The following is a 21,133-nucleotide window of genomic DNA, read 5'->3' as shown; positions in this document are numbered from 1 at the left end:
TGCCGGGCGGAACCGGGCCTCCGCCCGGTGCCTCTGTGTGCCGCCTGCTGTGCGCCGCGGTGCCGGGTACTCGCGTCCCGGCCGTGGTGTGGTGTGGCGTGGCTACGCCTCGGCGACCTTCCGGGCGATATCGGTCCGGTGCTGGGATCCGTCGAGCCGGATGCGGTCCACCGCCTCGTACGCGCGCTGCCGCGCCTGCCCCAGATCGATTCCGGTCGCGGTGACCGAGAGGACCCGCCCACCGGCGCTCACGACCGTGTCATCGACGCGCCTGGTCCCGGCGTGCAGGACGTACGCATGGGGCGCATCCTTGGCCGCGACCTCGTCCAGCCCGTCGATCGGGTCCCCGGTACGCGGGGCGTCCGGGTAGTTGTGCGAGGCGATGACCACGGTGACTGCGGCCTCGTCGCGCCAGTGCAGCGGCGGCTCATCGCCGAGGGTGCCGTTGGCGGCGTGGAGCAGTACGCGCCCCAGCGGGGTGCGCAGCCGGGCCAGGACGACCTGGGTCTCCGGGTCGCCGAAGCGGGCGTTGAACTCGATGACCCGGACACCGCGGGAGGTGATCGCGAGACCCGCGTACAGCAGCCCGGAGAACGGGGTGCCACGGCGGCGCAGCTCGTCCACGGTGGGCTGGAGAACGGTCGCCATGACCTCGTCCACCAGCTTGGGGTCGGCCCACGGCAGCGGGGAGTAGGCGCCCATGCCCCCGGTGTTGGGCCCCTCGTCGCCGTCGAGGGCGCGCTTGAAGTCCTGGGCGGGGGTGAGGGGGAGGACGGTCTCGCCGTCGGTGATGGCGAAGAGGGAGACCTCGGGGCCGTCGAGGAACTCCTCGATCACCACCCGGCCGCAGGCGAGGGCGTGTTCGCGGGCGGCGTCGAGATCGTGGGTGACGACGACGCCCTTGCCGGCCGCGAGGCCGTCGTCCTTGACGACATAAGGGGCGCCGAAGGCGTCGAGGGCTTCCTCGATCTCCTCCGGGGTCGTACAGACATAGCTACGGGCCGTGGGCACCTGGGCGGCGGCCATCACCTCTTTGGCGAACGCCTTGGAGCCTTCCAGCCGGGCGGCCTCGCGGGAGGGGCCGAAGCAGGGGACGCCAGCCGCGCGCACGGCGTCGGCGACTCCCGCGACGAGCGGTGCCTCCGGGCCGACGACGACGAGACCGGCCGACAGCTCGACGGCGAGCCGGGCGACGGCTTCGCCGTCCAGCGCGTCGACGGGGTGCAACCGGGCGACCTCGCCGATGCCGGCGTTGCCCGGCGCGCAGTGCACAGCGGTGACGTCGGGGTCGAGTGAGAGAGAGCGGCACAGGGCGTGTTCGCGGGCGCCGCCGCCGATGACGAGGACCTTCACGGCAGTCAGCCTAACCGCCGACCGGGGCCGCCCTGTACGGCCCTCCGACCACGGCACCGCTATTCGTTTGTGTATTCCTCCACCACGGTCGCGCCCAGCTCGCGCACGATCAGATCGTGACCGGAGAGCGCGGAGTCGACCAGGTCCGGGTCGTCGTCCTCCGGAACGTCGTCCTCCGGGGAGACCGGGGGCGGTGCGTGCACGGGCGCCGGCGCGGCGGAACGCGACTCGGTCGCAGGCTGGGGCGGCGCCGGGCGGGCGGACGGCGGGGTGGGCGACGAGGGCGCGGGCGGCGCCGTCGGCGCCCTGGAGGGGCTCGGCGGGGCGGCGGGGCCGGGCTGCGCGGGACGTCCGTAGCCACCGCCGGGGGGGCCGCCCGGTGCGGTGGCGCCGGGGCCTCCCGTACCGCCCGAGGGGTCGACGATGGCCTCGACCTTCCACTGCACATGGAACTGCTCGGAGAGGGCCTGCCGGAGGACGTCCTCGCTGCCGCTGCTCGTGAAGTTGTCACGGGCGCCGGCATTGATGAAGCCGAGCTGGAGGGTGGTCCCGTCGAAGCCCGCCACCTGTGCGTTCTGACTGAGCAGGATCCAGGTGAAGCGGCGGCGGTTCTTCACGGCCTCCAGGATGTCGGGCCACATGCTCCGCACCTGTCCGGCGCCCTGCCCCATGGCGACGGGTGCGGTCCGGGGCTCCTCGGCCCGCGGCGCCGGCTCGGCCTGGGGTGCGGCGGCCGGGGTCCGGGGGCCCTGCCCCGGGGCGGAGGCGGTGGGCCAACCACCGGGGCGCCTGGCGGGCTCGGCGGCCTCGACGGGCGGCGCGGTGGGGGCGGGCGGCGCGGTGGCACCGGGCCATGCGCCCGGCCTGGCTCCGGCGGCGGGCTGCGGATCGGCGGGCGGCTGGGCCGGGGCGGGGGGCATCGGCGGCGCGGCGGGGACCTGCGGCGCGGGGGCGGGCGCCTCGGCGGCGGGTACGAGCCCGGGGGCGGCGCCCCCGCTCCGTACGACCGGGCCGTCGGGTCCTGGCATGTGCGCGGCGGCACCGGGCCCGGGGACGTAACCCATGGCGGGAGTGCCCGCCGCGGGGGCCGGCGACAGGGTCATGCCCCGCTCCAGCCGGTCCAGCCGGGCCTGGAGGGAACGCTCGTCATCGAAGGCGGCGGGCAGCAGGACCCGGGCGCAGATCAGCTCCAACTGCAACCGGGGCGAGGTCGCGCCGCGCATCTCGGTCAGCCCGGTGTTGACGAGATCGGCGGCCCGGCTCAGCTCGGCGGCGCCGAAGACGGACGCCTGCGCGGCCATCCGCTCGACCACATCGGCGGGGGCGTCGATCAGGCCCTTCTCCCCCGCGTCGGGCACGGCCGCCATGATCACCAGATCCCGCAGCCGCTCCAGCAGATCGGCGACGAAGCGCCGGGGGTCGTTGCCCCCCTCGATGACCTGGTCCACGATCTCGAACGCGGCGGCGCCGTCACCAGAGGCGAAGGCGTCCACGACGGCGTCGAGCAGGGTCCCGTCCGTGTAGCCGAGGAGGCCGGTGGCCATGGCATAGGTCACACCCTCCTCGGTCGCGCCGGCGAGCAACTGATCCATCACGGACATCGAGTCCCGCACGGAGCCGGCGCCGGCGCGCACGACGAGCGGCAGGACTCCGTCCGCGACGGGGATGTCCTCCTTGCCGCACACCTCGCCCAGGTAGTCCCGCAGGGTGCCGGGGGGCACGAGCCGGAAGGGGTAGTGGTGGGTGCGCGAACGGATCGTGCCGATGACCTTCTCGGGCTCGGTCGTCGCGAAGATGAACTTCAGATGCTCCGGGGGCTCCTCGACCACCTTCAGCAGGGCGTTGAAGCCCTGCGGGGTGACCATATGGGCCTCATCGATGATGTAGATCTTGTACCGACTGCCGGCCGGGCCGAAGAACGCCTTCTCCCGGAGGTCACGGGCGTCGTCCACACCACCGTGGGAGGCCGCGTCGATCTCGATGACATCGATCGACCCCGGGCCGTTCCGCGCGAGATCGCGGCAGGACTGGCATGCGCCGCAGGGGGTCGGCGTGGGCCCCTGCTCGCAGTTCAGACAGCGGGCGAGGATGCGCGCACTGGTCGTCTTCCCGCAGCCGCGCGGCCCACTGAACAGGTACGCGTGGTTGACCCGGTTGTTCCGCAGGGCCTGCTGCAACGGGTCGGTGACATGCTCCTGCCCGATGACCTCGGCGAAGGACTCGGGGCGATAGCGGCGGTAGAGCGCAAGGGACGACACACCTACGAGGTTATCGGGGCCCACCGACAACCGTCCCCACCCGCGCCCGGCCCCGGGTCCCCGCCAAGCCCCCGCGGCTTCCGCCCCCGGGAACGCAAGCGCCCCCCACGCACCCGCCAGAGCCGACCTACCCTTGCTGCCTTCCGGCCCTGGGGGAGTTCAGTCAGATAGCGCCACGTGAGGGGCTCCGCACAGGGTACCCGATGGTCGGGGGTGGGAACGAGTTCGCGAGCAGTCCCCCGCGTCTTGTATTGTTTGCCGCGGAGGATTCGCCTAGTGGCCTAGGGCGCACGCTTGGAAAGCGTGTTGGGGGCAACCCCTCACGAGTTCGAATCTCGTATCCTCCGCCAGTGCCTCACCGGGCACTAACGTCGAAGGCCCCGCTGCTCGCAGCGGGGCCTTCGACGTGTCTGGGCCCAGGTTCGACTACAGCGGCCCTCAGCGGGAGCTCGTGGCGTGACCTCGACCAAGTCTCGATAGAGCGGCTCCGCCGCCCACCCGGTTGTCCATACACTTGACTGTCTATACAGTCGGCTATATGGAAGATGGCTGGGAGATCGAAATTGAAGCGGAGGTCCGGCACTGGTTGGACAACCTCTCCGATCGCGACTATCTGCAAGCTGAGCATGCGGCCGAACGGCTGCTCAACGCCCCGACAACGCTTGCCGAGCCGTACTCTCGCCACCTGGGCGAAGGGTTACGGGAGCTGCGGTTCGCTGTGGGACATGACGGCAACGCCATCCGCCTGACCTACTGGCTCGCGCCCGGCCGCCGGATCGTATTCCTGACCGTGTTCCGTAAGACACGGATGCGAGAAGATGCCGAAGTACACCGCGCCAAACAGGCGAGGAAGCTCTGCGAAGCGGAGCGTCACACCGCCCATGACGAGTTCACTCGCGAGGTAAGGAAGGGTGAGGGCTGATGAACCACACGCGCTGGAAGCTCTCGCGCGAACGTGCGACCGCAGAGGACCGGCAGGGGATGTCGGAAGTCGAGGCGGTGCGCACCGAGATCCGTATGGCCTTCGATCTTGGACAGGCCGTGTACGACCGTCGAGCCGAGCTGGGCATCTCCCAGAGCGAACTCGCCAGGCGGGCAAGCATGACCCAGCCGCAGGTGTCGAAGCTTGAGCTCGGCGGAACTGTTCCTACGCTGCCGCTACTGGCCCGCCTCGCCAAGGCCCTCGATGCCTCACTCAACATCGCGTTGGACGGCGACAACTCGACTGTCGTCTTCACCGGACATGCCGCCTGACTGGGCTTGGCCGACCCCGGACAGTTGGCAGGCGGGCGCATAGGAGGCAGCCCGCTTGCCGGTTCACATCTCGTACGTCCGATGGCTCGTCGGGCGCACTGCCATCGAAGGCCCCGCTGTTCGCAGCGGGGCCTTCGGCGTGTCCCCGGCGACGGATGACGAGGGGCCGGGGGCGGGGCGCAATCAGGTGGCCTGGTGACGCCTTCGGGGGTCGGGCGGTGTGGGGCACGGGCGGCGGGTGGGGGGGCCGGGTGGGGATCAAGGATGCCCGGGGGCCTCGGGCTCTCAAACGTCCCGGGGACGGGTCGGCGGGGGTTGCACCATCCTGCGGGCCGCATTGCAGGGATGTGCCATTCGGCGATCTTCCGTTCAACAAGGGTGCTGGCCATGGTTGTTGGCGGAGACGGAACGCCGGTCCAGCAGGGGTCATGGCCCCGGGGGCGCGTTCCCGTACGGACCTGGCGGGTGCTTCCCCGGTGCCGGTCAGGCTGACAGAGGAGGGAAATTGCAGCAGGTTAGATCGCAACCGTGGGCCGAGGCCGTCGGTCCGCTGGACGAGGGTGCCGAGGGGCAGGTGTTCGACAGCGTGACGCCGGTCGCCGCCACGCAGCTCGTCGCCACCGTCGCCGCCGCCGTGGTCATCGCCTACGCGGCGGGGGCCATCATCGGCGAGAACCAGCCGATAATGCAGTGAACCGCCCGATAAGGAAGATCCTTCCCTGTCCTGAGACGGCCGTCACCGCCCGGGCGCTGACCGAGACCGATCCGGGGCACAACGCCACCGGCGCCGGTCCGACCGCCAGCGTCATGCCCGTCATCGCGGAGTTCGGGCTCGGTGTGCACGTCTGCGTCACGATCAGCGATCAGCATCCGCAGCTCTGAGCGGTTCCTTCACGCCATCGAACATCCCAGGAGAACACCATGAGCGTTTCCGTGTGCCCTGTCGCACCGATGACGGCGCCCGAACTGGTCGAGACCGACCCCGGGTTCACCGCCACGATGGCCGCCCCGGTCACGGCGACCCCCGTGATCGCGGCGGCGGCCTTCGGCGCGGGCATCGCGTTCGGCGTGATGGTCACCGAGGCCATGGGGGAGACCCAGCCGGAGATTCAGTAACGCCCCTGAACCATCACATCCATCAGATGAGGAGATCGATATGAGCGACGTTTCCTTCCTGCACCGGCCCGGTGCGCTGACCGACATCGGCATCGAGGACGTGGAAGGACGCTTCGTCACCACGCACACGCCCGTCGTGGCCACGCCGTCCGTGGCCGCCGGCGTGATCATCGGCATGGCGCTGGTGAACGCGTTCGTGGCCGGCAGAGACGGTGGGCCGCTGCAGCCGGTGCCGGAGATTCTCACCGGCGTCAACTGACGAGGTCCGCCATGACCGGCCGGGGCGGTGCGCCGACCGGCTGACGACGACGTTCGACGGACGGCCGGGGCGGTGCACCGGCCGGCTGACGAGGGCGTTCGACGGAACCGCCGGTCATCCGTCCCGTATCCGGGCAGTGCCCACGCCGAACACTCCCCGCCGCCGGTCCCCACCGGCGGCGGGGGTCCGCCGAAACGGCGGTCAGACTTCCGTCCAGGAGAACCTTCCATGCCCTCTCCCCTCGCCAGGTCGAGACGATCGAAGCCCACGGCCAGAGCGTTGCTGTCCGCCCTCAGCGGCCCCCTGCCCCTCTCCCGCAACCAGGCCATGGGCGCATCCGAGCGGCTGTCGGCGGTGACCTCGCTGCTGTCCAGCCTGGAACACCTCACCACCCAGCGGCAGAAGCGGCCGGGCGGGCTGAACGACTGGGCCATCGCCAAGCACAGCCACGCCCGGTACGGCAGACCGCTGCGCAAACTCCTCGACGTCGTCGCCGACGAGCGGACCACCCTGGCCCTGCACACCGCCCGCGCGACCGCGAGCGCCGCGCTGCTGCTGCCAGGCGACGGCCGCTGGCGCGGGGCGGCCAATCTCTTCCTCGGTGTCAGCGGCGCCCTGCTCTACCCCACCCATCGCTACGGCACCGATGGCTCCGACCAGGCGTCCGGGCTGGTGCAGACCGCTACCGGACTGGCCCGGCTCGCGCCCACGCCCCAGGCCCAGGACGCGCTGATGTGGTACGTGGCGCTCCAGTCCAACATGTCGTACCTGATCTCCGGTTGGGTCAAGCTCCTCGGCCGGGACTGGCGCACCGGCGACGCACTGACCGGTGTGATGCGCACCAAGACGTACGGGCACGAGGGCATCTGGCGGCTGACGCGGCGCTACCCCCGCTCGGCCCGCACCCTCGCGCACGGCGTGCTGGCCATGGAGTGCCTCTTCCCGGTGCTCTACCTCAAGGGCGGCCGGCTGACCCGCCCGATGCTCGGCGGTGTCGTCGCCTTCCACATCGCGAACGGCTTCGTCATGGGGCTCGGCAGGTTCCTCCCCGCCTTCGCCGCGATGCACCCGATGGTCGCCTACACCAGCGCACCCCGCAGCCACCCCGCGGTCGCCGGACGGGACGACCGGATGCCCGCGGCCGTGGGTCTACTGCTGGCCGGTGGCGTGGCGACGGCCGCCGCGGTCGCCCTCCACCGCCGGCTGCGGGCCACCGACAACACCTACGGCTCCACGGTGACCACCCGGCACGGCAACGAGCTGAGCCACGACTCCACGATCACCGGGCAGGACACCGGCCCGGTGGTGGTCCTCGTCCACGGACTCGGCGCCATGCCGGCGCACTTCGGCTGGTACACCCGCGCATTCAACGCCGATGGACGGCAGTGGCTGGCCTACAGCCGGGCCGGCTACGGACCGAGCAGGCGTCACGCCGACACCCCGTACCACCTGGGCGAATCGGTCGACGATCTGATCGATCTGATCGAGGCGGCCATCCCCGCGGGACGTCAGGTCTCGTTGGTCGGGCACTCCCTGGGCGGCGAGATCTCCCGCCGGGCCGCGGCCCGGCTCGGGGAGCGGGTGCACTCCGTCGTCTATGTCGACAGCTCCCACCCCGAGCAGCTCGACCGGTCCGAACAGCAGGGCAAGAACGCCCGGTTCATCGAGGACCTGATCCGTACGACCTCCGTCAGCCTGCGGCTGGGCCTCGGGATCCTGATGCAGCCCCCCGAGTGGGTGCGCACGCTGCCGACCACCGTACGGAACAGGGCGATGGCCGAGTACGCGGATCACCGGGTGTGGACCGCGGCCCTGCGCGAATGGCGTTCGGCGGAGCGGGACTTCCGCTCCTTCAGCGGGCCGCTCGCCCGGCTGGACGCCCATGGACTGGTGCTGTCGGCCCAGCACACCGTGGACCGCGACCCCGACCATCTGCTGATGCACAAGGACCTCGCCGACGCGCACCTGCCCGGCCGGACCGTCCGCAACGTCGTCATCGAGGGATCCGACCACGACGGCATCCTCACCGATCCGCAGCTCGCCAGTGAGGCGGTCCGGCACCTGCTGGCCTTCCTCGGCGACACCACCACCCCGGCCCCGGCCGGACAGCACTCCGCCACGGCGGAACAGGAGGCCCGGTGACCACCACCGCCCGGCTCACGAAGCCCGCCCGTGAGCTGCTCGCCCGGCACTTCGGCGGCCCGGACGGCGCCTACCGCCTGGTCGCCGGCCTCGCCCTGCTGGGCACCGTCTGCGCCCAGCACCCGCAGCCGTCGTTCAGCCGGGTCGTGAAGCTCGACGTGTTCTCCACGCTCTTCCCCAACTGGCGCTTCTTCGCGCCGACCCCGGCCCAGCACGATCTGCAGTTCTACTGCCGGACCCTCAACGAGGCGGGCGAGACCTCCGAATGGGAGCCGGTGGAGGTCATCGCCGGGCGCCGGGCCCATCAGGTCGTCTGGTTCCCCGGTCGCCGCGCCGAGAAGGCCGTCTTCGACCTGGGTACCGAGGTGATGCGCCATCTCGACAAGGGCTTCCAGGTGGCGCGGGGTCTGCCCGGCTACCGGATGCTGACCGCCTGGTTCCGGGCCGAGATCGAGCGTACGGGCGCCACCGATGTGAAGGGATTCCAGTTCACGCTGGTCCGCAACGCGGGCTACGACGACTCCGAAGAGCCCGAGATCATCTTCGTCTCTCCCTACACGCCGATGCGGACCCCGGCGCCCCCGGCGGCGACGGAATCCGCCCCGGTGGCAGAAAGCGAGCACGCGTGAGCACCGCGACCGCCCCATCGAACGCCGTCCCGTCCGCCGCCCCTTCTGTCGCTCCCGAGATCATGGACGTCGGTTACGGCAGACAGTTCGCCGCCTTCTACGACCGGCTCTTCCCTCAGGACGGCGCCGCCGAGCGCACGGCCGAGACACTGGCCGGCTGGCACCCCGGTGGCCGCACCCTCGAACTGGGCGTGGGCACCGGTCGCATCGCGGTACCGGTCGCCCGCCGCACCGGCGAGGTCGTCGGGGTGGACTCGTCCCCGGAGATGCTCGACCAGCTCCGCGCCGCCGTCGCCGAGTCGGGCGCCCCCGTCGTCCCCGTACACGGTGACATCCGCACCTACGACGACGGCACCCGCTACGGGCTGGTCTACGCCGTCTGCGCCACCCTGTCCCTGGTGCTCGACGCGGCCGGGCAGCGCACCGCCGTCGCGCGGGCGGCGCACCATCTGGCCCCCGGGGGCACGCTGGTGGTGGAGACCCACAACCCGGGTCTCGTGCACACCCTGCACGAAGGGCGCGTCCGCACCTCGTTCTTCGCGCCCTACCCGGAGCCCGGCACCGGGCTCCAGACGTACTCCACGCTCATCCCGGAGCGGGGCCTCTGGCACACCTCCCACCTGTGGCACGAGGCCGGCGGCGTCCGGCTCGGCAGCGAGGTCAACCGGCTGACCATGCCGGAGGAGGTCGACGCGTACGCGGCCGAGGCCGGGCTGGTGCTGGTGTCCCGGCAGGGCGACTGGTCGGGAGGGGCGTTCGTGCCCGACCAGAGCGCCGTCCACATCAGCCGCTATGTCCGGGCCGACGAGCAGGCCGCTGAGCAGGCCGCTGACGTGGTCGCCGAGAAGGCCGCTGACGTGGTCGCCGAGCAGGGGGAGCGGTCGTGACCAGCACCATCGCCGCCGCGCCGGTCGTGACCACCACCGCCTCGTCGCGCGGCCTCATCCGGGAGCTGACCCGTGCCCAACGGCGGCTCCTGCTGGGCGGGGTGCTGCTGGGCGTCGGAGGGGTGGTGTCCACCCTCGTACAGCCCAAGCTGGTGGCCCACCTGATCGAGGCGGTCAGCGGGAACCGGCCGGTCGCCGGGCTCATCACCCTGCTCGCCGTCCTGTTCGTGGCGGACGCCGCGCTCTCCGCGACCCAGGGCTATCTGATCGGCAGGGCCGGCGAGAACATCGTCCGCGACGCCCGGGTCCTGCTCTCGCGGAAGGTCCTCCGCGCCGACCTCGCGCACCTGAACGCCCAGCGGCAGGGCGATGTGCACACCCGGCTGGTGGGCGACACCGCGCTGATGAAGATCGCGCTGACGCAGAGCCTCGCGCAGATCGTCCTCAACGGCCTGATCGTGGTCGGCGGCACCGTGATGATGGCCCTGATCGACGTCTGGCTGCTGCTGGTGACCGTCGGCTGTCTCGGTGTCGCGAGCGTCGCCTCCATCTGGGTGGCCCGGGGGCTGCGGAAGGCGGCCCTGGTGAACCGAGCCGACACCGGCGCGTTCGGCGCCGATCTCCAGCGGGTGCTGTCCGCCCTGCCCACCGTGAAGGCGGCGAACGCCGAGGGCCGTGAGGAGGACCGGCTCGCGGAGCGGGCGGACCAGGCACGGCGGTCCGGCAACCGGGTCACCATCCTGAACGCCCTGCTCTCCCCCGTACTGAACGTCGGCCTCCAGGCGTCGCTGGCCGCCGTGATGGGCCTCGGCATGGCCCGGGTGGCGACCGGCTCCCTCAGCGTGGCCGACTTCACGGCCTTCACGATGTACCTCTTCTACCTCGTATCGCCGCTGGTCCTGGTCTTCCTCTCGATCGGCACCTATCAGCAGGGCCGGGCCGCGGTCCAGCGGGTGGACGAGCTCAACGGCATCCCGCAGGAGGACACCCCCGGCCCCGGGGACGGCTCCGCGGCCCCCGTACCGCGACCGGCGCCGGACGGCGGCCACCCGGCCGTGGAGTTCCGGGAGGTCGGCTTCGGCTACGGCGACCGGCCCGTACTGAACGGGGTCTCCTTCACCATCCCCCGCCGTGGACTCACCGCCCTGGTGGGCGTCTCCGGCGCGGGCAAGACCACGGTCTTCCAACTCATCGAGCGGTTCTACCGGCCCGGGGACGGCGCCGTGATCCTGGACGGCAAGGACATCGCCCATCTGTCACCGGCCGAGATCCGCGGTCGCGTCGGCTATGTCCAGCAGGACAACGCCGCGATGCGCGGCACCCTCCGGGAGAACATCGTCTACGCCGCGCCGGATGCGGGCGACGCGGACATCGCGGAGGCCGTCGAACTCGCCGGGCTCACCGAGATGATCGCCGGACTGCCCGACGGACTGGACACCCTCCTCGGGGACCAGGGCATCGGGCTCTCCGGCGGACAGCGCCAGCGGCTGTGCGTGGCCCGCGCCCTGCTCCAGAAGCCCGCGGTGATCCTCCTCGACGAGGCCACCGCCCATCTGGACTCCGACGCCGAAGCGGCGCTGCGGGACAGTTTGCGGCGGATCGCCGACCGGTGCGCGGTCGTCGCCATCGCCCACCGCATCTCCACCGTGGTCGAGGCCGACCGGATCGTGGTCCTGGACAGCGGCCGGGTGCGTGCCGTCGGGACGCATCAGCAGCTCATCCAGGGCGATGAGCTGTACCGGCGGCTGGCCGCGGCCCAGTTCGCTGACGGGGCCCTGGCGGGGCCTGGCGCCGAAAAGCCTCCTTCCGGCGGGAAACCGTCCATCGGGAAGGCCGTCGCGCCGAACCTCCCCACCGCGGGGGTCGCCCGATGAGTCCCACGGGAGCCGCCGGATGGGCCCTGCGGGGATCGCCCGATGAGCCGCGTGGTAGCCGACCGATGAGCCCTCGTAGGAGCCGCCGGACGAGCCGCACCCCTCTCGACAGCGCGCGGGGCCCCCGCCGCGACCGCCCGTGCCCCTGTGGGTTCGGCGCCCGCCGTCGACGGACGGCAGTGGTATGACCGGCGCCCCCGGCCGGCCGCGGACAGGAGTGGTCGATGAGTGACATGGACGTGGCCGTCGTCGGCAGCGGCCCCAACGGGCTCGCCGCCGCCGTCACCATGGCCCGGGCGGGACTGCGGGTCGCGGTGTACGAGGCCGCCGACACGATCGGCGGCGGACTGCGCGGAGCCGCCCTCTTCGACTCCGACGTGGTCCACGACATCTGCTCGGCCGTGCACCCGATGGCCGTCGCCTCCCCCTTCTTCCGGGAGTTCGGCCTCGCCGAACGGGTGGACATGCTGCGCCCCGCGATCAGTTACGCGCATCCCCTGGAAGGGGGGCGGGCCGCCCTCGCCTGGCACGACCTCGACACCACCTGCGCGGGGCTCGGCCCGGACGGACCGCGCTGGCGGCGGCTGCTGGAACCCCTGCTGGCGCGGAGCGCGGCCATGGTCGAACTACTCCTCTCCGATCTGCGCGGACCGACCGGGCTCCGGGCCGCCCCGGCGCTGCTGAGCCGGGTCCTGCTGCACGGCACCCGGCTCGGCCCGCACTCCTTCCGCGGCGAGGAGGCCCGCGCGCTGCTGGCCGGTGCCGCCGCACACATGATCGGCCCACTGCCGTCGCTGCCCGGCGCGGCCGTCGGTCTGCTGCTCGCCCAGCTCGCCCACGGGCCCGGCTGGCCGCTGCCGCGCGGCGGCAGTCAGCGCATCGCGGATGCCATGGCCGATGACATCCGGGCGCACGGCGGTGTCCTGCACACCGGGCGGAAGATCACCGATCTGCGGCAGCTCGACGGGGTGCGGGCCGTGCTGCTGGACACCTCGCCCACCGCCCTGCCCGCTCTCGCCGGGGACCGGCTGCCCTCCGGCTACGCCCGGCGGCTCGGCCGCTACCGGTACGGTCCGGCCGTCGGCAAGGCGGACTTCCTCGTCTCCGAGCCGATCCCCTGGTCGGCCCCGGACGTCGGCCGGGCGGGAACCGTGCACATCGGCGGCACGGCGGCGGAGGTCTTCCGACAGGAAACGATCAACGCCAGGGGCGAGTCGAGTGACCGGCCCTTCGTCCTGGTGGTCGATCCGGCGGTCGCCGACCCGGGCCGGGCCCGGGCCGGACGCCGGCCCGTGTGGGCCTACGCCCATCTGCCGCACGGTTCGACCCGGGACCCGCTGCCGGTGATCCGGGCGGCCATCGAGCGGTACGCGCCGGGCTTCGGCGACACCGTGATCGCCGAACGCGGTCTGTCCGGAGCGGCCTACGCCGAGTACAACCCCAACTACGTCGGCGGGGACATCGCCACCGGGGCCATCAGCCTGCGGCAGAGCCTGTTCAGGCCGGTCGCGCAGTGGGACCCGTACCGCACCCCGCTACCGGGGGTCTATCTGTGTTCGGCCGCGACCCCGCCGGGGCCCGGTGTGCACGGGATGTGCGGTCTGCTGGCGGCGCGGTCGGCGCTGCGCCGCGAGTTCGGCCTGCCGCTGCCGGCCCTGGGGCGGGCCGTCACCGGAGTGAGTGAGAGGTGAGCGGTGAGCGGCCGGAGGGGTGGTGCGGGGTACCGGCCACCGGATGCCAGGGAGTGGGGCGTTGGCCCCGCGGGGCCGGAGCGGGCCCGCGCGAGGGCCGGAGCGAGGTGGCGGGCCGGCCCTCGGCACCCGGGCGAGGGGCGCCCCGGTCACACCCAGCCCCGCTCGCGGGCGAGCAGCGCCGCCTGCGCCCGGTTGCTGGCGCCCAGCAGCCGCAGCAGGTCGGAGATGTGCCGACGGTAGGTGCGCAGCGACATCCCGGCCTGCCGGGCGCCCGTCTCGTCCTTGCTCGCCGCGCACATGGTGGTCAGCACCCGATGCTGTGCGTCGGTGAGCCGGGCGGCCTGCCCGCCGTCCTCGGTCGCCGCCAGACCGTCGAAATCCGTCGCGGCGGCCCAGAGCCTCTCGAAGAGGCCCACGAGACTGTTCACCAGGCTGCTCTCCTCGGTACAGAGGGCGCCCCTGCTGGTGTCGCGGGCGTCGATGGGCACCAGGGCCGTACGACGGTCGTAGACGAGCATCAGCTCGGACAGCTCGTCCGCGACCCTGATCCGGGCGCCCCCGGCCCGCAGCTCCCGCAGATGGTCCAGGGTCCCCGGATCCTCCAGCGCGCGGGCGCGGACGAGGCTGCGGATCCGTACGCCGCGCCGCAGACAGCGGAGGTCGAGGTGCCGGGCGTACGCGATGTTCTCGGGCGACAGCGCGTCGTAGGGCTCGGACGCCAGCACCTCCGACCGGGCGCTGAAGGCCAGTTGGTCGATGTGGGCGCGCACCTGGCGCAGGTCCTCCATCCGGCGCAGGGCCGGTTCGGCTTCGCCGGAGGAGGGGGGCTCGGCTCCCGGGCCCGGTCTGTCGCGCTGCAAGGACCAGAGGATGGGGCGGGTGTTGACGAGCTGACGCATCGTCCGGTGTGCCGAGTCAAGCTGCTCCTCGGCCAGCCTCGGCACGGCGACACCGGGGTCCGTCGCCCACATGCCGTCGTCGTCCCCGTGCAGCAACCAGAGTTCCCGCAGCCGGCCGATCGCCCGGACGGCGCTCTCCCGGTCGCTGGGGATCACCACATGGACGGCGCGCGCGGGCGTTCCCGGATTCCGCAGATAGTGGCGGTAGACGTCCTCCTCCGCGCTGGTCAGGCCGAGTACGGACATGCTGTGGGTGTCCATGCCATCTCCCTGAGTGCTCAGTCCCGTATGTCTGGTGTGACCACGGACACAAGCTAGCCGCGCACTCGCGGAGCGGAGTCTCACGCGAGTCTCAGATCAGACAGCTGTTCACATCGCCTTCTCGCCATGACACTCGGTCAATAGGGTGGTCGCCGAGTGCGACAACGGGCCCTTCGGGGAGCGTGGCAGGAGGTCTGATGGCTGATGCGGCGGTATCTGCGGTGACTGCGGTGCCTGCGGGCTCACCGGCGCTGTCGGGATCACCGCGGCTGACGCCGGGTGGGCTGCGGGCGGCGCTGGAGAGACACCGGCTGGTCAATCTGACCGGTCCGCTCGGCAGCGGGAAGTCCTGGCTCGTCTCCCGGCTGCGGTCGGCGCGCGTGCTGGATCTGTCCCGGCCCGACGGCGTGGCTGCGGTGCCGGAGGCGTTGGCCGAGACCACCGGTCAGCCGCTGGTCATCGACGGCGTGGACGGCCCGGCGGCGCTGTCGGCGCTGTCGTCACTGTCGGGGTTGTCGGGGTTGTCGTCACGGTCGGCGGGGGTACGGCCCATGGGCGGTACGGGCGGTACGGACGCCCGGCCATTACTCCTGGTCAGCAGGTTGTCATTGCTGGCGCACCCGGACTGGACCCTGTCGGGGGCCATGGTCCTGGGGATCCCCTCATGGCCGGACGAGCGGATCAGGCATCTGACGGTGCACGCGCAGTTGGCCGACCCGCGGGCGCGGGATCTGGTCGTCCGGCTCGCGGGCGGCAATCCGCTGATCGCCGGGGCGGCCTGCCGGGCCCTGCACGCGGGCGCCTCGCCGGACGCCCCCGGAGCCGTGGCCGACCAGGTCACGCGCGAGATCGTGGAGCGGCTCTCCCGCGAGGAGCCCGTGGACCGGTTGCAGCCCGCGCTGGAGCGGCTGGCCACCATGTGGTCGGGTGACCGGGAGCTACTCAAGGCCGACCGGGAACTCTTCGACGCACTCGGCCGGCTCAGCCTCGTCACCCGTACGGAACTCGGGCTCACCATCCTCGAACCGTTCCGCAGCGTGATCGAACAGGCCCACCGCTGGCGGCAGCCCGCCGCACACAAGGGCTCGTGGGCCCGTGCGCTCGCCCACCGGAGGAAGCAGTTGGCCGGCGAGTCCGGCGTCACGCGGCACAGCCGGCTCGCCGAAGGGGCCATGGCCCTCAGCGGCGACGACACGATCCGCGAGACCCTGTTTCCCGCGAGCCCGTCCACGGGTCTGATCCAGACCGCCGCCCCGGGGGACGCCGACGCCATCGGCGGGCTGATGCACCAGTGGGCCCGGCAGGGGGGCATGGACACCCGGCGTACGGACCGTCTGGTGGACCAGTGGCTGCGCGACGACCCCGCCGGCTTCCGGCTGGCCCGGGACGCCGACGGACGGGCCGTGGGGGTGATGGGCCTGGTCCGCGTCGCCGATCGCACCGTGCACAGCGTGGAGCCGCTGCTCCAGCAGCACACCGACCAACTGCTCGACCGACAGCGCGCGGAGAGCCTGGTGCTCGGCGCCGCCTTCTGTCCCGACCGGGGGCTGCACGCGCGCCTGCTGCGCGATCTGCTGCACCACGTCATGGCCAACAGCCTGCTGCTGACGGTCTCCACGCCCAACCCGCACTACCAGAAACTCCTCTCCCGCCTGCGGTTCCAGCAGCACGGCACCACCAACGACGACGTCTACCGCTGTGGCCGGAAGCCCGAGATCTACAGCCAGGACTTCGGCCGTGACGCGATAGCCGACTGGGTGGGACGGCTCTTCCACGCATCGGACCGGCAGGCTTCCCGGCCGCCGACGGGCCGGGAGGTGGGCCGGGCCCTCGCCCACATCGGGGACGCGGACCGGCTGGCCCAGAGCCCGCTGCTGATCCGCCCGCGGACGGCGACCGTGCCGGATCTACGGGACTGGCTGCGGGACGGGGTGCGCACGCTGGCGGACAGCGACATACCGGAGGACGCCGAGGCGGGGTGGATCCTGCTGCACTACTACCTCGGGCGGCCCCAGACCCACCAGCAGCTCGCCTGCCGGCTCCATATGAGCCGGGCCACGTACTTCCGCCGGCTCCGGCACGGGCTGGACGTACTGGGGCGGCGGCTGGCGGCGGAGTGAGGCAGTGGGTGGAGGTGCGCGCGCCGGGACCGGCCGGATAATGGACAGACGGGACATTCAGGTACGTCGTGTTCGCGGACGGAAGGTGCGTTCCATGGCCAAGGGCGGCGGAATCCCTCCCGGAGACCGGCCGCGACCGTCTCCCCGGGAGCGGGCGGAGCGGGGCAGAGCGGCCCGTAAACGGGTGCCGAGGTCGAGCCATGCGGGCTTCACCCCCGGGACGCGGCGCACCGACCCCGTGACGGTGGTCGAGGAGCAGTCGGAGCGACGGGTGCGGGAGCTGGTGCCCATCCGGTACGGGCGGATGACGGAATCACCGTTCCGCTTCTACCGGGGCGCCGCGGCGATCATGGCCGGTGATCTGGCGTCGACCCCGAACTCCGGCATCACCGCGCAACTGTGCGGCGACGCCCACATGCTGAACTTCCGGTTGCTGGGCTCGCCCGAGCGGCGGCTGGTCTTCGATATCAACGACTTCGACGAGACCCTGCCGGGGCCGTGGGAGTGGGACGTCAAACGGCTCGCCGTGAGTCTGGTGATCGCCGGCCGGGAGAACGGCTACCCGGCGAAGGAACGGGCCCGGATCGTCCGGGCGGCCGTACGGTCCTACCGCGAGCGGATGCGCGTCTTCGCCGGTATGGGCAATCTCGACGTCTGGTACGACCGCGGCGATATGGAGCGGCTCCAGGTCCTGGCGGACCAGCGGCTCAGCGCACGGGGTCGCGGGCGGGTGGCCAAGGCGATGGCGAAGGCCCGTACCCGGGACAGTCTCCAGGCGTTCGGGAAGCTCACCCGGCTCCGCGACGGCGAACGCCGGTTCGTGCCCGATCCGCCGCTGCTCGTGCCGATCGAGGATCTGCTGCGGGGCGGCGAGCGCGACCGGCTGGTACGGGAGCTCCACCGGCTGGTCGACCGGTACGGCCGGAGCCTGTCCACGGAGCGGCGGCAGTTGCTCCGGCAGTACCGCGTGGCCGATATCGCCCGCAAGGTCGTCGGGGTGGGCAGCGTGGGCACCCGCTGTTGGGTCCTGCTGCTGCTGGGCCGGGACGACGAGGATCCCCTGATCCTCCAGGCGAAGGAGGCCGACCGGTCGGTGCTCGCCGCGCACGTCGGCGAGAGCGAGTACCAGAACCAGGGGAAGCGCGTGGTCGCCGGGCAGCGGCTGATGCAGGCGGTCGGTGACATGTTCCTGGGCTGGGACCGGGTCAAGGGCCTGGACGGTCACCAACGGGACTTCTATGTACGGCAGTTGCACGACTGGAAGGGCATCCTGGACCCCACGATCATGGTGCCCAACGGAATGCGGGTGTTCGGCGAACTCTGCGGGCAGACCCTGGCACGGGCCCATGCCCGCTCCGGCGACCGGATCGCCATCGCCGCCTATCTGGGCGCGGGCGACGTCTTCGACATCGCGCTGGTGGAGTTCGCCGAGGGCTACGCCGACCAGAACGAACGCGATCATCTGGCCCTGGTGACGGCGGTACGGGACGGGCGGGTCCCGGCCACCTCCGCGTGAGCCCGTACGGCGATCTCGTCCAGGGCGCTCGTACGCAGACGTCGCACGGAGACGTCGTACGCGGACCTCGCAAGCAGACGTCGTACGCGGACCTCGTACGGAGACCTCGTACGGAGACCTCGTACGGGACGGAAACGCCGCGTTCCCGTGCCATGCCGGATGGCCCGGGAACGCGGCGTTTCGGTGCCGTACGGCGGCGGTTACGCCTTCGGCATCAGGACCGAGTCGATAATGTGCACGGTCGCGTTGGCAGTCTGCACATTGCCGCACACCGTCTTCGCGGTGCCGTTGACCGTGTACGACTCACCCGAGCCGGCCGTCGTCAGCGCGCTCTTCTCCAGGGTCGGGTAGGAGCCCTTGGCCAGCTTCTCGGGGCTCAGCCGCTCGCCCACCACGTGGTATGTGAGGACCTTGGTGAGCATGGCCTTGTCGGCGAGGACCTTGTCCAGGTCCGCCTTGGGGATCTTCGCGAAGGCGTCGTTGGTCGGCGCGAACACCGTGATGTTCTGGGCGTTGTTGAGCGTGTCGACCAGGCCCGCCTTCTTCACGGCGGTGACCAGCGTCGACAGCGCCGGGTTGTTGGAGGCCGCCGTGGCGACCGGGTCCTTCGCCATGCCGTTGAAGGAGCCCGCGCCGTTCGCCGGGACCGACGCACAGGCCGGACCGAACGGCGCGTCCGAGGTCATACCGTCCGTGGCGCCCTCCGACGACTGCGCGGAGTCGGAGGTGGCCTCCGTCGACTTCTCCGACACGCTGTCCGACGCACTGTCCTTCTTGTCGCCGTCGTCCGAACAGGCCACCAGGCCCAGCGGCAGGGTCGCGGCGGCGACCACGGCAAGGGCGGTGCGGCGGAAACGGAGCGTGCTGGCGTTCATGGATGACTCCTTGAGAGGGGGAGAGGGAGGGCGGACGCCCGCCCGGAGGGGGAGAGAGGGAAAAGGAGGGGAAGGGGAGAACGGGGCGAGGGGAGTGGGCGGTCAGTCCACGGTGACCACCACCGAGTGCCGGCCACTGGCCCCGTCGGGGACCGTCCCGGCACGTTTCTCGGTCTGGGTCTCACCGGTGCCGTCGGTGGCGCGCACGGTCAGGGTGTGACCGCCGCTGGTCGCCCGCCACGGCAGCGACCACTGGCGCCAGGTGTCCCGGGTGTCCTCGGCGGCGAGGTCCGCTTCCTCCCACGGGCCGTCGTCGATCCGGACCTCGACGCGTGTGACACCGCGCCGCTGCGCCCAGGCGACCCCGGCGACCATCACCGGACCCGCCGCCGGGCGGGCGAACGGCTTGGGGGTGTCGATCCGGGCCTGGGTCTTGATCGGCGCCTGCCGGGCCCAGCCGCGTTTCACCCAGTACGGGTCGTACGCGTCGAACGTGGTGAGTTCCAGGTCCTCGATCCACTTGCACGCCGAGACGAACCCGTACAACCCCGGCACCACCATCCGTACCGGAAAGCCGTGGTCGAACGGCAGCGGCCGCCCGTTCATACCGAGGGCGAGCAGGGCGTCGCGGCCGTCCATGATGTCCTCGACCGGGCTGCCGATCGTCATCCCCTCGACCGAGCGGGCGATGAGCTGATCGGCCGGGCCACCGTCCGACGGTGGCCGCACCCCGCACTCGCCGAGCAGATCGGCCAGCCGTACGCCGATCCAGCGGGCGTTGCCCACATACGGTCCGCCGACCTCGTTCGAGACGCAGGTCAAGGTGATGTCTCGTTCGATCAGTTCACGGCGGAGCAGATCGTCGTAGGTCAGGGTCAGCGGGCGGGTGACCCCCTCGCCGTGGATGCGGAGCCGCCACCGACCGGCGTCCACCTTGGGGACCACCAGCGCCGTGTCGACCCGGTAGAAGTCCTTGTTCGGCGTCATGAAGGGGCTGACGCCGGGGACCCGGAGCGCGGCGCCCTTCGGTACGGGGGCGGCGGGGGAGGCGGGGGCCGGGAAGGTGATCCGGTTACGGGAGTCCACGGCGCCGCGCCCCCGGGAGTCGTTCAGCTCCCGGCCCAGCGCGCCCGCTCCGGTGGAGGCCGCGGCAGCGGCGGCGGCGGCCACGATGAAGCCGCGCCGGTCCCAATCGGGCTCGGACTCGGACTCGGGCTCCGACTGCCGCGACGGCACGGGACCGGTGTGGGGGTTGAGGTGGGGGCGCTCACCGTCGGGTTCCCGCTGCTGATCCAGATCCTGATCAGGTGCCGCCCGATCGTGGTCAAGTGCCGCCCGATTCCGATCAAGTGCCGTCTGATCGTGATCAGGTGCCGCCTGGTCCTGCTGGTCCGGAACTGTCCCGGGCACCGGCCGCTGTTCCGGGGCTCGGTCGACCGCACCGGAGCCGGGCCGCACCGCCCGCAGCCGGCCGACCAGCGCGTACAGCAGTCCCGCTCCGGCGAACGCCCCGGCGACCGACGGCAGCGCGTCCACGACGCCCGTGGAGTCCGGGCGGTTCGTCGCCGCGAGCGCCCCGATCGCCCCGAAGAGCAGCACCCCCGCCGATCCGGCCCGCCGATGGCGCACCGCGACGGCGCCCAGCGCCAGGGCGAGCAGTGCGAGCACCGTCAGAATGCCCAGTTGGAGCACGAGCTTGTCGTTCGTGCCGAATTCCCGGATCGCCCAGTCCTTCACCGGTGCCGGGGTCCGGTCGATGGCCGCGCCACCGACGGCGATCACCGGACCGGCCTCGGGCCGGACCAGTGCCGACACCGACTCGGCCACCGCCAGCGACGCGTATCCGGCGAGCACCCCCGACAGGGCACCCAGCGCACCGCGCCGCCACCGGCGGGTTCGCCGACTCGGGTCTCTCCGCTCTTCGTTCACGGGGGGAATCCGGTGCGGGGAGGGGGTGCGGATTGGTCTCTCGCCCAAAGGAATGTTCTTTCCCCTG

General features: G+C 72.0%; 18 protein-coding genes, 1 tRNA gene and 1 other RNA gene. 14 read left to right on the top strand and 6 right to left on the bottom strand.

What is annotated here, in order from left to right; all coding sequences use genetic code 11:
* Window positions 1–102: 102 nt before the first annotated feature.
* The 3 genes from purD to ffs form a co-directional block, all read right to left on the bottom strand.
* The gene (gene purD, locus ACH4S7_RS13525) at window positions 103–1,353 is read right to left on the bottom strand and encodes a phosphoribosylamine--glycine ligase (protein ID WP_398521277.1); all 1,251 of its coding nucleotides are present in this window, start codon (window positions 1,351–1,353) and stop codon (window positions 103–105) included.
* A 59-nt stretch (window positions 1,354–1,412) separates the two neighbouring features.
* Entirely contained in the window at window positions 1,413–3,611 is a 2,199-nt protein-coding gene (locus tag ACH4S7_RS13520) for a DNA polymerase III subunit gamma and tau (RefSeq protein WP_398521276.1), read from the bottom strand.
* A 91-nt stretch (window positions 3,612–3,702) separates the two neighbouring features.
* Window positions 3,703–3,801, bottom strand: an RNA gene (ffs, locus tag ACH4S7_RS13515) — signal recognition particle sRNA small type.
* 72 nt (window positions 3,802–3,873) lie between these two features.
* Here ffs and ACH4S7_RS13510 point away from each other — a divergent pair.
* The 12 genes from ACH4S7_RS13510 (at window position 3,874) to ACH4S7_RS13455 (ending at window position 13,463) form a co-directional block, all read left to right on the top strand.
* Window positions 3,874–3,961: transfer RNA gene (locus ACH4S7_RS13510), tRNA-Ser, on the top strand.
* Between the two features lie 188 nt (window positions 3,962–4,149).
* On the top strand, window positions 4,150–4,533 hold the full coding sequence (locus tag ACH4S7_RS13505; protein WP_398521275.1) for a type II toxin-antitoxin system RelE/ParE family toxin: 384 nt from the start codon (window positions 4,150–4,152) through the stop codon (window positions 4,531–4,533).
* Window positions 4,533–4,865, top strand: a complete 333-nt coding sequence (locus tag ACH4S7_RS13500) for a helix-turn-helix transcriptional regulator (RefSeq protein WP_398521274.1) — start codon at window positions 4,533–4,535, stop codon at window positions 4,863–4,865. The genes ACH4S7_RS13505 and ACH4S7_RS13500 overlap by 1 nt, the downstream gene beginning before the upstream one ends.
* A gap of 505 nt (window positions 4,866–5,370) precedes the next feature.
* On the top strand, window positions 5,371–5,559 hold the full coding sequence (locus ACH4S7_RS13495) for a hypothetical protein (protein WP_398521273.1): 189 nt from the start codon (window positions 5,371–5,373) through the stop codon (window positions 5,557–5,559).
* Window positions 5,556–5,747, top strand: coding sequence for a hypothetical protein (locus ACH4S7_RS13490; protein ID WP_398521272.1), 192 nt, complete (start codon window positions 5,556–5,558; stop codon window positions 5,745–5,747). Before ACH4S7_RS13495 ends, ACH4S7_RS13490 begins: the two co-directional genes overlap by 4 nt.
* A 39-nt stretch (window positions 5,748–5,786) precedes the next feature.
* Window positions 5,787–5,981 (top strand): hypothetical protein, encoded by a 195-nt coding sequence (locus ACH4S7_RS13485; protein ID WP_398521271.1) that lies wholly within the window; start codon window positions 5,787–5,789, stop codon window positions 5,979–5,981.
* A gap of 40 nt (window positions 5,982–6,021) precedes the next feature.
* Window positions 6,022–6,240 (top strand): hypothetical protein, encoded by a 219-nt coding sequence (locus tag ACH4S7_RS13480; RefSeq protein ID WP_398521270.1) that lies wholly within the window; start codon window positions 6,022–6,024, stop codon window positions 6,238–6,240.
* 327 nt (window positions 6,241–6,567) lie between these two features.
* Window positions 6,568–8,382, top strand: coding sequence for an alpha/beta fold hydrolase (locus ACH4S7_RS13475; RefSeq protein WP_398521382.1), 1,815 nt, complete (start codon window positions 6,568–6,570; stop codon window positions 8,380–8,382).
* On the top strand, window positions 8,379–9,011 hold the full coding sequence (locus ACH4S7_RS13470; RefSeq protein WP_398521269.1) for a hypothetical protein: 633 nt from the start codon (window positions 8,379–8,381) through the stop codon (window positions 9,009–9,011). Before ACH4S7_RS13475 ends, ACH4S7_RS13470 begins: the two co-directional genes overlap by 4 nt.
* The gene (locus tag ACH4S7_RS13465; protein WP_398521268.1) at window positions 9,008–9,898 is read left to right on the top strand and encodes a class I SAM-dependent methyltransferase; all 891 of its coding nucleotides are present in this window, start codon (window positions 9,008–9,010) and stop codon (window positions 9,896–9,898) included. Before ACH4S7_RS13470 ends, ACH4S7_RS13465 begins: the two co-directional genes overlap by 4 nt.
* The gene (locus ACH4S7_RS13460; RefSeq protein WP_398521267.1) at window positions 9,895–11,772 is read left to right on the top strand and encodes an ABC transporter ATP-binding protein; all 1,878 of its coding nucleotides are present in this window, start codon (window positions 9,895–9,897) and stop codon (window positions 11,770–11,772) included. The genes ACH4S7_RS13465 and ACH4S7_RS13460 overlap by 4 nt, the downstream gene beginning before the upstream one ends.
* 224 nt (window positions 11,773–11,996) lie before the next feature.
* The gene (locus ACH4S7_RS13455) at window positions 11,997–13,463 is read left to right on the top strand and encodes a phytoene desaturase family protein (RefSeq protein ID WP_398521266.1); all 1,467 of its coding nucleotides are present in this window, start codon (window positions 11,997–11,999) and stop codon (window positions 13,461–13,463) included.
* Window positions 13,464–13,612: 149 nt separating this feature from the next.
* Here the strand turns inward: ACH4S7_RS13455 and ACH4S7_RS13450 are convergent, their stop codons facing one another.
* Window positions 13,613–14,626: a helix-turn-helix transcriptional regulator gene (locus ACH4S7_RS13450; protein ID WP_398521265.1), complete on the bottom strand. Its 1,014-nt coding sequence runs from the start codon at window positions 14,624–14,626 to the stop codon at window positions 13,613–13,615.
* A 197-nt stretch (window positions 14,627–14,823) separates the two neighbouring features.
* On the opposite strand from ACH4S7_RS13450, the gene ACH4S7_RS13445 reads away from it, so the two are divergent.
* Both ACH4S7_RS13445 and ACH4S7_RS13440 read left to right on the top strand, forming a co-directional pair.
* Window positions 14,824–16,746: a hypothetical protein gene (locus ACH4S7_RS13445; RefSeq protein ID WP_398521264.1), complete on the top strand. Its 1,923-nt coding sequence runs from the start codon at window positions 14,824–14,826 to the stop codon at window positions 16,744–16,746.
* Window positions 16,747–16,840: 94 nt separating this feature from the next.
* Window positions 16,841–18,262, top strand: coding sequence for a DUF2252 domain-containing protein (locus tag ACH4S7_RS13440; RefSeq protein WP_398521263.1), 1,422 nt, complete (start codon window positions 16,841–16,843; stop codon window positions 18,260–18,262).
* 200 nt (window positions 18,263–18,462) lie between these two features.
* On the opposite strand, the gene ACH4S7_RS13435 is transcribed toward ACH4S7_RS13440, so the two are convergent.
* On the bottom strand, window positions 18,463–19,137 hold the full coding sequence (locus ACH4S7_RS13435; protein ID WP_398521262.1) for a fasciclin domain-containing protein: 675 nt from the start codon (window positions 19,135–19,137) through the stop codon (window positions 18,463–18,465).
* Between the two features lie 102 nt (window positions 19,138–19,239).
* Window positions 19,240–20,991 carry a molybdopterin-dependent oxidoreductase gene (locus tag ACH4S7_RS13430; RefSeq protein WP_398521261.1) on the bottom strand — a complete coding sequence of 584 codons (1,752 nt, stop codon included), beginning with the start codon at window positions 20,989–20,991 and terminating at the stop codon, window positions 19,240–19,242.
* Window positions 20,992–21,133 lie beyond the last annotated feature (142 nt).

It is taken from the genome of Streptomyces sp. NPDC020965 (assembly GCF_044333555.1).
Taxonomy (GTDB): domain Bacteria; phylum Actinomycetota; class Actinomycetes; order Streptomycetales; family Streptomycetaceae; genus Streptomyces.
Note: the sequence above shows the minus strand (reverse complement) of the source record. Positions and strands in the feature narration are given on the sequence as shown.

Excerpts from the sequence above, each read along its gene's own strand:
- ACH4S7_RS13505 (WP_398521275.1), top strand. The coding sequence starts at position 4,150 with ATGGAAGATGGCTGGGAGATCGAAATTGAAGCGGAGGTCCGGCACTGG.
- ACH4S7_RS13500 (WP_398521274.1), top strand. The coding sequence starts at position 4,533 with ATGAACCACACGCGCTGGAAGCTCTCGCGCGAACGTGCGACCGCAGAG.
- ACH4S7_RS13485 (WP_398521271.1), top strand. The coding sequence starts at position 5,787 with ATGAGCGTTTCCGTGTGCCCTGTCGCACCGATGACGGCGCCCGAACTG.
- ACH4S7_RS13480 (WP_398521270.1), top strand. The coding sequence starts at position 6,022 with ATGAGCGACGTTTCCTTCCTGCACCGGCCCGGTGCGCTGACCGACATC.
- ACH4S7_RS13475 (WP_398521382.1), top strand. The coding sequence starts at position 6,568 with ATGGGCGCATCCGAGCGGCTGTCGGCGGTGACCTCGCTGCTGTCCAGC.
- ACH4S7_RS13455 (WP_398521266.1), top strand. The coding sequence starts at position 11,997 with ATGAGTGACATGGACGTGGCCGTCGTCGGCAGCGGCCCCAACGGGCTC.
- ACH4S7_RS13450 (WP_398521265.1), bottom strand. The coding sequence starts at position 14,626 with ATGGACACCCACAGCATGTCCGTACTCGGCCTGACCAGCGCGGAGGAG.
- ACH4S7_RS13445 (WP_398521264.1), top strand. The coding sequence starts at position 14,824 with ATGGCTGATGCGGCGGTATCTGCGGTGACTGCGGTGCCTGCGGGCTCA.
- ACH4S7_RS13440 (WP_398521263.1), top strand. The coding sequence starts at position 16,841 with ATGGCCAAGGGCGGCGGAATCCCTCCCGGAGACCGGCCGCGACCGTCT.
- ACH4S7_RS13435 (WP_398521262.1), bottom strand. The coding sequence starts at position 19,137 with ATGAACGCCAGCACGCTCCGTTTCCGCCGCACCGCCCTTGCCGTGGTC.